This window comes from Jatrophihabitans endophyticus, from assembly GCF_900129455.1.
Taxonomy (GTDB): domain Bacteria; phylum Actinomycetota; class Actinomycetes; order Mycobacteriales; family Jatrophihabitantaceae; genus Jatrophihabitans; species Jatrophihabitans endophyticus.
Window position 1 is genome coordinate 849,620 of record NZ_FQVU01000002.1, and the last position, 12,839, is coordinate 862,458.

General features: G+C 70.9%; 16 protein-coding genes. 9 read left to right on the top strand and 7 right to left on the bottom strand.

Features of this window, described 5'->3' with window-relative positions; genetic code table 11:
- Nucleotides 1-22 precede the first annotated feature (22 nt).
- The 7 genes from BUE29_RS09215 to BUE29_RS09245 form a co-directional block, all read right to left on the bottom strand.
- Nucleotides 23-427, bottom strand: coding sequence for a DUF3151 domain-containing protein (locus BUE29_RS09215; protein ID WP_073388898.1), 405 nt, complete (start codon nucleotides 425-427; stop codon nucleotides 23-25).
- A gap of 157 nt (nucleotides 428-584) precedes the next feature.
- Nucleotides 585-1,619 (bottom strand): class II fructose-bisphosphate aldolase, encoded by a 1,035-nt coding sequence (gene fbaA / locus BUE29_RS09220; protein WP_073388901.1) that lies wholly within the window; start codon nucleotides 1,617-1,619, stop codon nucleotides 585-587.
- A gap of 80 nt (nucleotides 1,620-1,699) precedes the next feature.
- A complete protein-coding gene (gene csrA / locus BUE29_RS23395; protein WP_073388904.1) occupies nucleotides 1,700-1,960 on the bottom strand; it encodes a carbon storage regulator CsrA in 261 nt (86 codons plus the stop codon).
- A 94-nt stretch (nucleotides 1,961-2,054) separates the two neighbouring features.
- Nucleotides 2,055-2,480, bottom strand: coding sequence for a flagellar assembly protein FliW (gene fliW, locus BUE29_RS09230; protein ID WP_084180874.1), 426 nt, complete (start codon nucleotides 2,478-2,480; stop codon nucleotides 2,055-2,057).
- 18 nt (nucleotides 2,481-2,498) lie between these two features.
- The gene (gene flgL / locus BUE29_RS09235) at nucleotides 2,499-3,395 is read right to left on the bottom strand and encodes a flagellar hook-associated protein FlgL (protein WP_073388911.1); all 897 of its coding nucleotides are present in this window, start codon (nucleotides 3,393-3,395) and stop codon (nucleotides 2,499-2,501) included.
- Nucleotides 3,392-4,750 carry a flagellar hook-associated protein FlgK gene (flgK, locus tag BUE29_RS09240; protein ID WP_073388913.1) on the bottom strand — a complete coding sequence of 453 codons (1,359 nt, stop codon included), beginning with the start codon at nucleotides 4,748-4,750 and terminating at the stop codon, nucleotides 3,392-3,394. The genes flgL and flgK overlap by 4 nt, the downstream gene beginning before the upstream one ends.
- Nucleotides 4,751-4,762: 12 nt before the next feature.
- On the bottom strand, nucleotides 4,763-5,299 hold the full coding sequence (locus BUE29_RS09245) for a flagellar protein FlgN (RefSeq protein WP_073388916.1): 537 nt from the start codon (nucleotides 5,297-5,299) through the stop codon (nucleotides 4,763-4,765).
- A 322-nt stretch (nucleotides 5,300-5,621) separates the two neighbouring features.
- On the opposite strand from BUE29_RS09245, the gene BUE29_RS09250 reads away from it, so the two are divergent.
- The 9 genes from BUE29_RS09250 (at nucleotide 5,622) to fliF (ending at nucleotide 12,838) form a co-directional block, all read left to right on the top strand.
- Nucleotides 5,622-6,545 carry a sigma-70 family RNA polymerase sigma factor gene (locus tag BUE29_RS09250; RefSeq protein ID WP_084180876.1) on the top strand — a complete coding sequence of 308 codons (924 nt, stop codon included), beginning with the start codon at nucleotides 5,622-5,624 and terminating at the stop codon, nucleotides 6,543-6,545.
- Between the two features lie 146 nt (nucleotides 6,546-6,691).
- Complete coding sequence (locus tag BUE29_RS09255) at nucleotides 6,692-7,510, top strand: flagellin N-terminal helical domain-containing protein (RefSeq protein ID WP_073388919.1); 819 nt, start codon at nucleotides 6,692-6,694, stop codon at nucleotides 7,508-7,510.
- A 116-nt stretch (nucleotides 7,511-7,626) separates the two neighbouring features.
- Nucleotides 7,627-8,952: a flagellar filament capping protein FliD gene (fliD, locus tag BUE29_RS09260; RefSeq protein WP_073388922.1), complete on the top strand. Its 1,326-nt coding sequence runs from the start codon at nucleotides 7,627-7,629 to the stop codon at nucleotides 8,950-8,952.
- A gap of 52 nt (nucleotides 8,953-9,004) precedes the next feature.
- Nucleotides 9,005-9,436: a flagellar export chaperone FliS gene (locus BUE29_RS09265; protein WP_073388925.1), complete on the top strand. Its 432-nt coding sequence runs from the start codon at nucleotides 9,005-9,007 to the stop codon at nucleotides 9,434-9,436.
- A gap of 9 nt (nucleotides 9,437-9,445) precedes the next feature.
- Nucleotides 9,446-9,826 carry a hypothetical protein gene (locus BUE29_RS09270; protein WP_143168080.1) on the top strand — a complete coding sequence of 127 codons (381 nt, stop codon included), beginning with the start codon at nucleotides 9,446-9,448 and terminating at the stop codon, nucleotides 9,824-9,826.
- A 223-nt stretch (nucleotides 9,827-10,049) separates the two neighbouring features.
- Nucleotides 10,050-10,394, top strand: a complete 345-nt coding sequence (locus BUE29_RS09275; RefSeq protein WP_073388927.1) for a flagellar basal body rod protein FlgB — start codon at nucleotides 10,050-10,052, stop codon at nucleotides 10,392-10,394.
- Nucleotides 10,395-10,396: 2 nt separating this feature from the next.
- Complete coding sequence (locus BUE29_RS09280; protein ID WP_200800112.1) at nucleotides 10,397-10,810, top strand: flagellar basal body rod protein FlgC; 414 nt, start codon at nucleotides 10,397-10,399, stop codon at nucleotides 10,808-10,810.
- 2 nt (nucleotides 10,811-10,812) lie between these two features.
- Nucleotides 10,813-11,142, top strand: a complete 330-nt coding sequence (locus tag BUE29_RS09285; protein ID WP_073388928.1) for a flagellar hook-basal body complex protein FliE — start codon at nucleotides 10,813-10,815, stop codon at nucleotides 11,140-11,142.
- 55 nt (nucleotides 11,143-11,197) lie between these two features.
- A complete protein-coding gene (gene fliF, locus BUE29_RS09290) occupies nucleotides 11,198-12,838 on the top strand; it encodes a flagellar basal-body MS-ring/collar protein FliF (RefSeq protein WP_073388929.1) in 1,641 nt (546 codons plus the stop codon).
- Nucleotide 12,839 lies beyond the last annotated feature (1 nt).

Genomic DNA, 12,839 nt, shown 5'->3' on the forward strand with positions numbered 1-12,839 from the left:
GACCACACCGGAGGGCAGGTGGTCAGCCGAGGGCGGTGACGGCGTCCGGATCGCTGTCGGCGAGCAGCTGGGCGCAGCGCTGCGCCTCGTCGGTCTCGCCGATCTCGCCGGCGGCGCGGCCGAGCAGGTGGATCGCGCGCAGGACGCCCCGGTTCGGCTCGTGCTCCCACGGCACCGGGCCCTGACCCTTCCAGCCGGCGCGCCGCAGCGCGTCCAGACCGCGGTGGTAGCCGGTGCGCGCGTAGGCGTACCCCTCGACGGCGCGGCCGTGCTCCAGCGCCTCCCCCGCGAGCGTGGCCCAGGCCGCGGAGGACGTGGGGAAGGCCGCAGCGACCGAGGCCGGGTCGTCCCCGGCGGCCAGGCGCGCGACGGCCGGGTCCTCGGGGAGCTTGGTCGGCGGGGCCATCAGGTTGCCGAAGTGCGTCATGCGGTCCTCACGGGGTCTCGAATCGACTGGGTCTCGAATCGACTGGCGACATCCTGCGCCGACTGGCGAGCTACCGGCCGACTGGCGAGCTACAGCTCGCCAGTCGGCCGAAAGGTCGCCAGTCGACGAGGAAGGTCGCCAGTCAACGGTAGAGCGGTCAGCCGCCAGTGGCCGACGTGCCGGCCGACTGCAGGGCCTCGCAGGCCTCGACGACGCGCTGCGCCATGCCGGACTCGGCCAGCTTGAGGTAGGAGCGCGGGTCGTAGGCCTTCTTGTTCCCGACCTCACCGTCGACCTTCAGCACGCCGTCGTAGTTCGTGAACATGTGCCCCGCGATCTCGCGGGTGAACGCGTACTGGGTGTCGGTGTCGACGTTCATCTTCACGACGCCGTACGAGACGGCCTCGCGGATCTCGTCGAGCGTCGAGCCCGACCCGCCGTGGAAGACGAGGTCGAACGGCGCACCGCGGCCGACCGTGCCGCCGACCTCGTCCTGCAGCTCCTTCAGGATCGCGGGACGGAGCTTGACGTTGCCGGGCTTGTAGACGCCGTGCACGTTGCCGAACGTCGCGGCGAGCAGGTAGCGCCCGCGCTCGCCGGTGCCCAGCTTCTCGGCGGTCAGCAGCGCGTCGCCGGGCGTGGTGTAGAGCTTCTCGTTGTTCGGCCCACCGCCGTGGACGCCGTCCTCCTCGCCGCCGACGACGCCGATCTCGAGCTCGAGCACGATGTGCGCCCGGGCCGCTCGCGCCAGCAGGTCCGCCGCGATGTCGAGGTTCTCCTCGAGCTCGATCGCCGAGCCGTCCCACATGTGGGACTGGAACAGCGGCGCCTCGCCCCGGTCGACCCGCTCCTGCGACACGGCGAGCAGCGGGCGGACGTAGGCGTCCAGCTTGTCCTTGGGGCAGTGGTCGGTGTGGAGGGCGACCTGGACGTCGTACTTCGCGGCGACGACGTGGGCAAATTCGGCGAGCGCGACCGCGCCGGTCACCATCTCCTTGACCGCGAGGCCCGAGCCGAACTCCGCGCCGCCGGTGGAGAACTGGATGATGCCGTCGCTGCCGGCGTCGGCGAAGCCCTTGAGCGCGGCGTTGATCGTCTCCGAGGACGTGCAGTTGATGGCCGGGTACGCGAAGCCGCCGGCTTTCGCGCGGTCGAGCATGTCGGCGTAGCTCTCGGGGGTTGCGATCGGCATGCGGCGTGCTCCTCGACTGGTCGGCCGGAACGGGGCGCCAGTATCCCGCACGCCGCGGGCGTCGCCGGAGGGCCCCGGAGTCAGCCCCTCGGCGGGTCGTTCGGCCGGTCGGCGCGGGCCCGCAGCCGTTCCAGCGTGGCGCCGATCGCGTCGTCGCTCGGGGACGCGGCCTCGGAGTTCGCCTTCTGCAGCTCCAGCCACACCTCCTCGCGGTGGACAGCCAGCGAGCGCGGCGCCTGGATGCCGATGCGCACGGCGTCGCCGCGTACCTCGATCACCGAGATCACGATGTCGTCGCCGACGACCACGTTCTCCCCGGCCCGCCGTGTCAGGATCAGCACCCGTCCACCCTAGATGCCAGCGGCCCGCTCGGCTCGGACGGCGGACGATTCGTGCCCGCCGGCGCCGCCGGGTGCGGACGTCCGACGGCCCCGATCAGTGCGGAGCCACCGTGGGCAGCAGCGGCTGGTGCATCGACAGCGTCTCGTCGTCGAGGACGACCTGGAGCGCGGCCGAACCGCCGCGCGCCATGATCACCGGCGCCCGGAGGTTCACCGTGGCATCGGTCAGGTCGCCGGCGATCGTGAGCACCAGCAGTACCCGCAGGTCGGCCTCGGACGCCGCGCCGAGCGCGGTCGCGACGGCGTCGCCGAGCGCGGGCCGGTAGCCCTCGAAGAAGCACTCGGCCGGGGTGAGCACGAAGCGCAGCCCGGGGTTGCGCATCGAACGCATCGCGAGCAGCACCCCGTCGGGGTCGATCGGGATCAGGGTGAAGTCGAGCTCGTCGTCGAAACCGGGCAACGGTTCGACGAGGCGGACGGTGGACGCAGTGGTCGGCTCGCTGAGCACGCTTGTGGTCATCGAAAAGGGCCTTTCCGGTCAGCTCAGGAAGTCGAGCAGCGAGTGTCGCCCGATGTTGGCGGTGGTCTGGATCGACGCGTTGTAGGCGAGGTTCGCCGACGCGGTCTTGATCGCCATGTCGGCGTAGTCGACCTGCTCGATCTCGCTCAGTCGGGCGGTGACCGACGAGTCGCTCGTGGTGCGGGCCGTGGTCACGCGCTGGACCTGCTGGTAGGTCGAGCCCTCGGCGGCCTGCGCGCTCGAGACCCGGCTCAGGGCGGCGTCCATGTCGTCGAGAGCGGTGCCGGTGAGCGAGCCGGGGGAGTTGCGCAGGGTGTCGGACAACTGGCTCAGCATGGTGAAGACGGACGTGCCGTCGTCGTCGGAGCCGAAGACCTGCGGCCCGGTGGCGGCCACCGAGACCGTGGTCCGGGGCGCGATGACCCGCGCGACCGTGCCGTCGTCGCCGACGTAGCTGCCCGACGCGTCGTACGCGACCGAGCCGGCCGTCGTCCCGCCGAAGACCGGCCGCCCGTCGTAGCTCGAGTTCGCCATGGTCAGCAGCGTCGAGCGCAGGCCGTCCAGCTGGGCGGCCATCGCCGCGTTGCTCGACGCGTCGTTGGTGCCGCTGTTGAGGGCCTGCACGACGAGCGTGCGCGCCTTGGTGAGGACGTCCACGCTCTGCGAGTACGCCGACTCGGCGGTCGAGAGCCACGCGAGGGCGTCGCTGGACGCGTCGGCGTACTGGTCGCTGCGCGACAGCGTGCTGCGCAGTCCCATCGCGGTGACGGTGCCGCCCGGGTCGTCGGACGACGTCGTGATCCGCTTGCCGGACGAGAGCTGGTTCTGCATCGACGCGAGGCGCGCCGCCGCCGACTGCACGTTCGACAGCGACTGCGAGGACTGCCCGATGAGGGTGACGCGGGTGACGTTCACGAGCGGCCCACCAATCCGGTGTGGTTGATCAGGGTGTCGAGCATGCTGTCGATCGCGGTCAGGACACGGGACGAGGCGTTGAACGCCTGCTGGTACACGAGCATGTTCGCGGCCTCCTCGTCGATGCTGACGCCCGACATCGACTGCTTCAGGCCGTCCACGTACGTCGAGACCGCACCCTGGGCGGTGCTGCGCTGCTGGGCCGCCGCGCTGGACGCCGCGATGTTGCCGATGAAGGCGCTGTAGAGCGAGTCGGCCGAGCCGGCCTCGAGCGCGGACTGCGACAGCGTCAGCGCGATGGAGGTGTCCTTCGTGCCGGCGGTCGCGGACACGGCCACCGCGGACGGGTCGGTGATCGCCAGCGTGATGCCGGCTGCTCCGGACCCGCTGAACATCGCCGTCCCGGCGTTGCCGTTCTGGTCGTAGCCGCCGGCCATCGCGTTGTTGACCGTGCTCGAGAGGGCGTCGGCGACGGTGTCGAGGGAGCTCTGGTAGGACGGGAACGTCGTGGTGAGCGCGCCGATGCGCGCGCCCATCGTGCCGCTCGTGACGGTCGCGGCGGCGCCGTCCACGCTGACGGTGTAGGACGCGTCGACGCTGACCGCCGCCGCGGTGTCCCCCGTGACGAGGGTCTGCCCGCCGAGGGTGACCGTCGCGGTCCCGTTGGTCTCGATGGTGGTGGTCGCGCCGCCGGTCTTGCTGAGCGTGTCGAGCAGCTGGTCGCGCTGGTCGAGCAGCGAGTTCACGCTGGCGCCGGTGGCGGTGCCGATCGCGATGGCGCCGTTGACCTGGGCGAGCTGGGTTGCCGCGGCGTTCACGGTGTCGACGTCGGCGGACAGGCTCTGCGCGGTACCGGCGACCAGGTTGGACAGCGACGTGCTCATCGAGTTCAGCGTGGTGACGACGGTGCTGGCGTCACGGAGCAGCACGGTGCGCGTCGAGGCCGCGCTGGCGTCGGTGGTGGCCGAGGCGACCGGGCCCCAGGCCTTCCAGAACGAGTCGAGCTGCGCGGCGAGGCCGCTGTCGCTGGGCTCGCCGAAGATCGACTCGGCGCTGACGAGCTGCGAGGCCGAGGTGTCGGCGAGCTGACCGAGCGCGTGCTCGGAGCGGACGCGGGCGTCGAGCACGGCGTCGGTGCTGCGAGCCGTGCCGGTGACGGTCACACCGCCGAGGGAGCCGCGCCCGGTCTGCACCGCGGTCACCGTCCCCATGTCGACGGCGGCCTGTTGCACCGTCTGCCTCGTGTAGCCGACCGTCGCGGCGTTGGTCATGTTCTGGCCGACGACGGTCAGCCCGTAGCGGGCGGCCTCGAGCCCACTGCCGGCCAGCCCGATCCCTGCGAACCAGTTGCTCATGCGCCGGCCGCCTCAGGCCTGCCGGTCCAGCAGCAGCGAGATGGAGCCGGCGGTGGTGGTGCCGCGCGGTCCGTAGGTCGGGGTGACCGCACCGACCCGCTCGAGGGTCTCGCGGACCACGTCGGCACCGGCGCGCAGCAGCCGGCGGTTCTCGGCGGTGACGGCGGTGATCTCGCTGACGAGGTCGCGCAGGGCGTCGCGGTGGTCGGCCAGCAGCGAGTTCCACGGCTCGTCGGCGTGGGTGACGATGTCGTCGAGGGACGCGTCGCCGGGCAGGCCCAGCAGGCGGGCGAGCTCGTCGGTCTCGATCGCGCGGTGGAGCTCGCAGCCGGTCAGGGCGTCGACGGCCTCGCGGACCTGCGCGTCGGCGGCGGTCAGCCACCGGACGGCGCCGGCGGACAGCACGAGCTGTTGGCTGGTCAGGCAGAACAGCAGCTTCTCCAGCAGCTCCCGCTCGCGCCACAGCGTCGACGCGACGGTCGAGCAGGCGTTCTCGCGCACCGCGGCGGCGGGGTCGCCGCCGGCGCCGAACAGGCTCGTGGGAGTCATGCCAGCACCATCGGCACCGCGGCGACGAACCTGAAGCCGATTCACCACCCATTTCGGACCGTGCGCGCAACGTCAGCGGGACCTAGGTCCTCTTTCGCATCGTTTTTACGCCGGTTCGGTTGCGCACCACTGGTCACCCGTGCTTGAGTTTACCTAACGCGGAACTAACGCGAGCCTCACCTCGAATTTACGGGTGGGCAGCAGGGGACCGCGCCAGTGATACAGCGCTCCGGGGGGTGCGCTGGCCACGATCCAGCCGACCGGCTGGACCGGACCAACCGAAGCGGCGCAGGCCGCGACACCACACCTCCGGGAGCACCGAGTGTTCAAGCAGACCGCCGCCGAGAGCGCTTTCAACGGTTCGGCCGACCAGGCTCGTCCGGTCACCGACCGCGAGATCGACGCCCTGGTGCGCCGCCACCTTCCGCTCGTGGGGCACATCGTCCGCGAGACGCTCGGCCGCGTGCCGGCCCACGTGAGCCGCGACGACCTCGTGTCCGCCGGTATGTACGCCCTGGCCGCCGCCGCCAAGGCCTTCGACCCGTCGCACTCGGTCACCTTCGCGAGCTACGCTGCCATCCGCATCCGCGGCGCCATCGCCGACGAGCTGCGCAGCCGGGACTGGGCCAGCCGCTCCGTCCGCGGCAAGGCTCGCGAGCTCGAGCAGGTCCGCAACCACCTGGCGACCACGCTCGGCCGGCTGCCCAGCCGCGAGGAGGTCGCGCAGGGCATGGGCGTCACCGTCCGTGAGGTCGACAACGTCGAGGCCGACACCCACCGCGCGTCGCTCCTGAGCCTGCAGGCCCTGACCCCGCAGGACAGCGACGAGCTGGTGCCCGCCGCGGGCGACGACCCCGAGGGTCTGCTCGTCCGCCGCGAGCAGCTCGGCTACCTTCGCGACGCGGTCGAGGAGCTGCCGGAGCGCCTGCGGACCGTCGTGCGCGGCTACTTCTTCGAGCAGCGCAAGATGGTCGACATCGCCGCCGAGCTCGGCGTGACCGAGTCGCGGGTGTCCCAGCTGCGCTCCGAGGCGCTCGGCATGCTCCGCGCGGGCATGAAGGCCGCCGACGGCGAGGTCGAGACCGTCGAGGTGCCCAAGCAGGGCCGGCTCAACAGCCGCGAGACCGCGCGTGCCGCGTACGCCGCCGCCGTGTCCGCCCGCTCCACGCTCGCGTCCCGCCTGGCCGCCTCGAACCTGCTCGGCGAGCCGGTCGCGGCCGGTCACGCCGCCGTCGCCGTCGGCTGACGGCACGGGCGCCGGAACCACCGCAGAAAGTCACCGAAGTCGTTCAAGTCGGCCGCCGATCGGCCGATTGCATAGATGTCCGATCCACGGATGGATCGGCAGCCCAACCCCGGGCACCCAGAGACTCTGTTTGGGAGGCAAACTAAATGAGTCTTCGTATCAACACCAACGTCGCCGCGCTCAACGCGTACAACAACCTGTCGACGAACCAGAGCAAGCTCGAGAGCGCGTTCAGCCAGCTCTCCTCGGGCCTGCGCATCAACAAGGCAGCCGACGACGCCTCGGGCCTGGCCATCAGCCAGGGTCTGACCAGCCAGATCAACGGCCTCACCCAGGCCACCAGCAACGCCAAGGACGCCACCAACGTCGCGCAGATCGCGGACGGCGCCCTCGGTACCGCGCAGGACGTCCTCCAGCGCATGCGGACCCTGGTCGTCCAGGCGTCCAACTCGGGCACGCAGGACCAGACCTCGCTCACCGCGATCCAGAGCGAGATCACCGCCCTCAACTCCCAGCTCGACGGCATCTCCTCGCAGACCAAGTTCGGCACCAAGAACCTGCTGGACGGCACGTACAACGGCACCTTCCAGATCGGTGCCAACGCGTCCGACACGATGTCGCTCGACCTGACCGGCGCCGGGACCGACTCCACCACCCTCGGCACCAACGGCATCGACGTCACCGCCTCCACCACGGGTGCGCTGGCCTCGATCGACGCCGCCCTGAGCAGCGTCTCCGGCACGCGGGCCACCATCGGTGCGACGCAGAACCAGTTGTCCTACACGGTCAACAACCTGCAGACCGCCATCACCAACGTCAGCGCCTCGCGGTCGAACCTGACCGACGCCGACCTGGCCACCCAGGTCACGGCGATGACGCAGCAGCAGGTCCTGACGAACGCCGCCACCTCGGTGCTGGCGCAGGCCAACTCGGCCCCGCAGGCCATCCTCAAGCTGCTCCAGTAGTAGCGCCACCGTCGCACCAGCGACGTTCGTCCCACCTCACCTGATGCCGGGCCGGCCGTGATCGCGTCAGCGGTCACCCGGCCCGGCATCGGTGCCCAATCGACCCGGAGCCTGGTATGACGTCCTCGACGGGCAGCATCAGCGTGAGCGGTCTGCTCGGCGGCACCGCCGGCAAGATCGACGTCACGTCGCTGATCAGCTCGCTGATGACGGCGGCGGCGGTCCCGCAGAGCCAGCTCAAGGACCAGCTCAGCGACCTGACGACCGAGCTCACCGCCTACCGCTCGGTGAACACCAAGCTGACCGCGCTGCAGACCGCGGCGCAGAAGCTCACCACCGGGACCACGTGGCAGTCCACCGCGGCGACGTCGTCGAACACCTCGGTCGTCGCCACCAGCACCACCGACGCCGCCGTGGGGTCCACCACCTTCGACGTCACCAAGCTCGCCGCCGCCCAGGTCAGCACCATCGCCGCGGCCTCGGACGGCACCGTGGTCACCGATCCCACCGCCGGCATCACCATCACTGGTGCCGACGGCAAGGACCACGCCATCTCGCTCACCTCGGGCAGCGCGGCCAGTGTCGCCGCGGCGATCAACTCGGCCAACGTCGGCGTCCGCGCCTCGGTGGTCAACACCGACGGCGGGACCGTCCTGCAACTGGCCAGCAGCAAGACCGGCGCGGCGAACGGATTCACCACGTCCGGGTTCGACAGCAGTGCGAAGTCCGTGGTCGACGCCGCCGACGCCCAGATCAAGGTCGGCGGCAGCAACGGCTACACCGTGAGCAGCTCGTCCAACACCTTCACCGGCGTCATCACCGGCGTCACGTTCTCGGTCAGCTCCGTCGCCAGCAACGTGAACGTCACCGTCACCCGCGACGCGTCGACGATCAGCTCGGCGGTCAAGAGCCTGGTCGACGCCGCCAACGCCGCGCACACCGAGCTCGACAGCGACACCGCACAGGGGGCGGTGTTGCAGGGTCGCTACGACGTGCGCTCGATCATGTCCGACCTGGGCTCGTCGGTGAGCCGCGGCACCACCACCGGCGCCAGCCTCAAGACCTACGGCATCGACATCGGCCAGGACGGCTCGTTCTCCTTCGATGCGACCGCGTTCGCCGCGGCCTACGCCGCCGACCCGACCGGCACGCAGACCGCCGTCGGCAACGCGTTCGCCAAGCGGTTGGACACCACCTCGACCGCGGCGGTCGACAGCAAGGTCGGCTCGATCACGCAGGCCATGGCCGGCCTCACGACCACCGGCACCCGCCTGACCTCCGAGATCTCGGACTGGACGAGTCGGCTCGCCGACATCCAGTCGGCGATGACGGCGAAGTACACCACCATGCAGACCGCGCTCGCCCGACTGGAGTCGCAACAGACCTACCTCACGTCGATGTTCGACAGCATCTCCGGCTCCAGCTCGAGTTCGAGCTCCTGAGACCGGGCTCCACCCCCACCCGCACGACCACGAAAGCCAAGGAGGGCGCACCGTGGACGCGATCAGACAGCGGTTCCTGACGGACCGGGTACTCACCGCTTCCCCCGCACAGCGAGTCGTCATGCTCTACGACCGGCTCGCGCTCGACCTCGCCCGCGCGCGCACGGACGCCGCCGGAGCCGACGAGCACCTGGACCACGCGAACCGCATCGTCGCCGAGCTGCTCGGCAGCCTCGACCTCAGCGCCGGCGGCCCGGCGGACAACCTGTCCTCGCTGTACGGCTACATGCTGCGCGAGATCCTGCAGGTTCAGGTCTCCGGCGAGACCGGTCGACTGACCGCGATCGAGAGCATGGTCTGGACCCTGCGCGACGCGTGGGCGGCCATCGCCGGCGGCGCGGCCGGCACGGCGGAGGTGGCGCCGCAGGCTGCGGCCGCCGCCGCGCAGCCGGCTGCTCTCGCCGGCATGTCCTGGACCGCGTAGGTGACCGGGATGGCGACCGACCGGGACGCCGTCGTGACCCAGACGTGGGAGCAGGTGCTGGCCACCGTCGAGGCCGACGTGCACCGCACCGAGGCACTGCTGCACGAGCCGCTGCACGTCAGCGACGCCGTCCTCGCCTACCTCGCCCCGGCAGCCACGCAGCTGCCGGTGGTCGAGCCCATGGTGCCGCCGCTGTCGGCCATGCCGCCCGTCCCGCCGGAGCTCGCCGAGCGCATCCGCGACCTCCGCGCCCGTGTCGTCGCCCTGCAGTCGCAGCTGCGCGAGGAGATGGCGGCGCTGCGCGCGGCCACCGTGCGTGCGGCGGGGAGCGCCCCGGTGCTCTCGGTCGTGGCGCCCTCGCCCGCGCACTACTTCGACAGCCTGCTCTGACCGTCCGGCGCTCGCGGACCTTCCTGCGCGGGCGGTGTCGGGGTGCGTGTGGTGCCGGAAGATCGGCCCGGACGACGCGAATCGAGACGCGCACGATCTTCTTGTGTGTGGACAGCGTTAAGAACTCAAGTACGGCACCCCAGTGCCGATGGTGGGAGTGAGCACGGATCGCTCACCCCGCACAGCCGACGGATCGGCGTTGTTCCCTCGCCGGAGGTCCGTCGTGCTCGACGATGTCGCGTCCCTCACGCTGCGCACCGCCCTCGCCGGGCTGTCGCAGCGTCAGGCGACCACGGCGAACAACATCGCCAACGTCGAGACCCCGGGGTTCAGCGCCTCGCAGGTCGACTTCGAGTCCAGCCTCGCCGCCGCCGTGTCGTCCGGCGACCCCGCCGCGGCCCGCACCTCGGTGACCGGGACCGGCGACGCCGCCGGCGTCAACGGCAACAACGTCAGCCTCGAGCGCGAGATGGTCAACGCGACCAAGACCACGCTGCAGGAGCAGCTGATGGCGAACGCCCTCACCACCAAGTACGGCTACATGTCGACCGTGCTGAAGGGCGTCTGACCGTGTTCCAGTCGATCACCACGGCCGGCACCGGCCTGCAGAGCTACCACACCTGGCTCGACACGATCGCGAACAACATCGCGAACGTCAACGACACCGCCGGGACGAGCGCCGCGGCCTTCCACGAGCACTACGTGGTGCTGCAGGAGAACGGCGGCAACGGGTCCGTCGGCGACGGCGTGCACGTCGCGCAGGTCGCCGCCGTCTCGGACACCGCCGCGACCGCGGACGCCGAGTACGACCCGACGAACCCGCAGGCCGACGCGAACGGCGACGTGTACCGCGCGCGGGTCGACCTGCCGGGCCAGATGGGCGACATGATCGCCGCGCAGCGTGCCTTCCAGGCCAACGCCAACGTCGTCGACCGCGCCAAAGAGGTCTACGAGGCCGCCATCGGGATCGGCAAGGGCATCTGACGATGACGACTCCCATCGGCGCGATCGCGCCCATCTCCTCGCTCGGCAGCCTCGGCTCCGTCGGCAGCGTCGCCCCGTCCGGCGAGACCGCGGCCGCCGCCGGCTCGGGCGGCAGTGACTTCGCCGCCCAGCTCGGCAAGGGCCTCGACGCGGTGTCCGGCGCGCAGAACAGCGCCGACAGCCTCGCCGTGCAGGCCGCGACCGGCCAGAACGTCGACCCCGCGGCGATCACCGTCGCCGCCACCCAGGCGCAGCTGATGACCCAGCTCGCCGCGTCCGTCCAGAGCAAGGCCGTGGCTGCCTTCAACACCATCATGGGGATGCAAGCGTGAGATCACCCCTCGACAACGCTCCGCTGGCGCTCCACGTTGACGCGGGGGCCCCGAAATGAGCGGCAAGCCGGACATCAAGACGCAGGTCACCGACTTCGCGAAGAAGCGCTGGGCCGACTTCCAGGGCTTCAGCCCGGGTCAGAAGGCCGTCACGGTCTTCGCGGTGCTCGCGCTCGCGATCGGCGGCTACTTCCTCGCGACGTGGAAGTCCGAGCCGGCGTACGCGCCGCTGTACTCGAACCTCGCCGCGACCGACGCCAGCTCGATCGTCGACAAGCTCAACTCCCAGGGCATCCCCTACAAGCTCACCGACGGCGGCGCGGGCATCAACGTGCCGGTCGACCAGGTCGACACCGCCCGCCTCGCGGTCAGCGCAGCCGGCCTGCCGAACTCGGGCCAGACCGGGTACGCGCTGCTCGACAAGGAGGGCGTGACGACCTCGCAGTTCAAGCAGCAGGTCGACTACCAGCGCGCGGTCGAGGGCGAGCTCGCCAAGACCATCCAGTCGATCCAGGGCGTGCAGGCCGCGTCGGTCCACCTCGCGATCCCGCAGGAGGACGTCTTCAACGACGGGACGAGCACCCCCACCGCGGCCGTCCTGCTCACCGTCTCGCCCGGCACCCAGCTGACCGCCTCGCAGGTGCAGTCGGTCGTCTATCTGGTGAGCTCCAGCGTCCAGGGCATGAAGACCGGCAACGTCACGGTCACCGACTCCAACGGCAACGTGCTCAACTCGCCCGACGGCGGGATGTCCGGCGCCGTGAACACCGCGACCCAGGCCAAGGCCGCGCAGGACTACAACACCCGGACGGCGGCACAGCTGCAGTCGGCCATCGACGCCTCCCTCGGCACCGGGCACGCGAAGGTCATCGTGAACGCGACGCTCAACTTCGACAAGTCGACGACCAAGACGAACAAGTACCTGTACCAGAAGGGCATCCCGCCGGTCTCGGAGTCGAAGAAGACCGAGAAGTACGCCGGCACGGGCGGCACCGCCGGCGGCACCGCGGGCACGAACACCGACACCAACGGCACGAGCAGCACCAACGCGACCAGCACCGGCAACGGCAACGGCAACGGGTACGACAGCACCGAGGAGACGAAGAACAACGCCCTCGGCACCCAGGAGAACACCACCGAGACCGCGCCCGGTGCGGTGCAGAACCAGCACATCGCCGTCATGCTCGACGACAAGGCCAAGGGCCTCGACACCGTCGGCATCCAGAACCTGGTGAAGTCCGCGGTCGGGTACGACGCCAAGCGGGGTGACACCCTCTCGGTCGAGGCCATGCCCTTCGACACCTCGGCGCTGACGCAGTCGACACAGGCGGCGAAGGCGGCCGCCGCGCAGGAGGCCGCGGCGAAGAGCCACGACCAGATGATCAGCCTGATCAAGCAGGGCGTGTTCGGTGCGCTGCTGCTGGCGCTGGTGGTCGGCACCTGGCTCGCCTCACGCAAGCGCCGCGGCGGTGCGCCGGTGCAGCCGGAGCCGGTCGACGACGGCCCCGACCTGATGGACGACCTGATGCCGGCCACCGAGCCCGAGCCGCCGGTGCGTGCCTTCCCGGCCGCCGTCCAGTCCGACGAGTCCGAGCGCGCCGCCGAGCGCCGCCGCGAGCTCGTCCGCGCCGCCGACAACCGCCCGGCAGAGGTCGCGCACCTGCTGTCCGGCTGGCTCAGCACGAAGGAGAACTGAC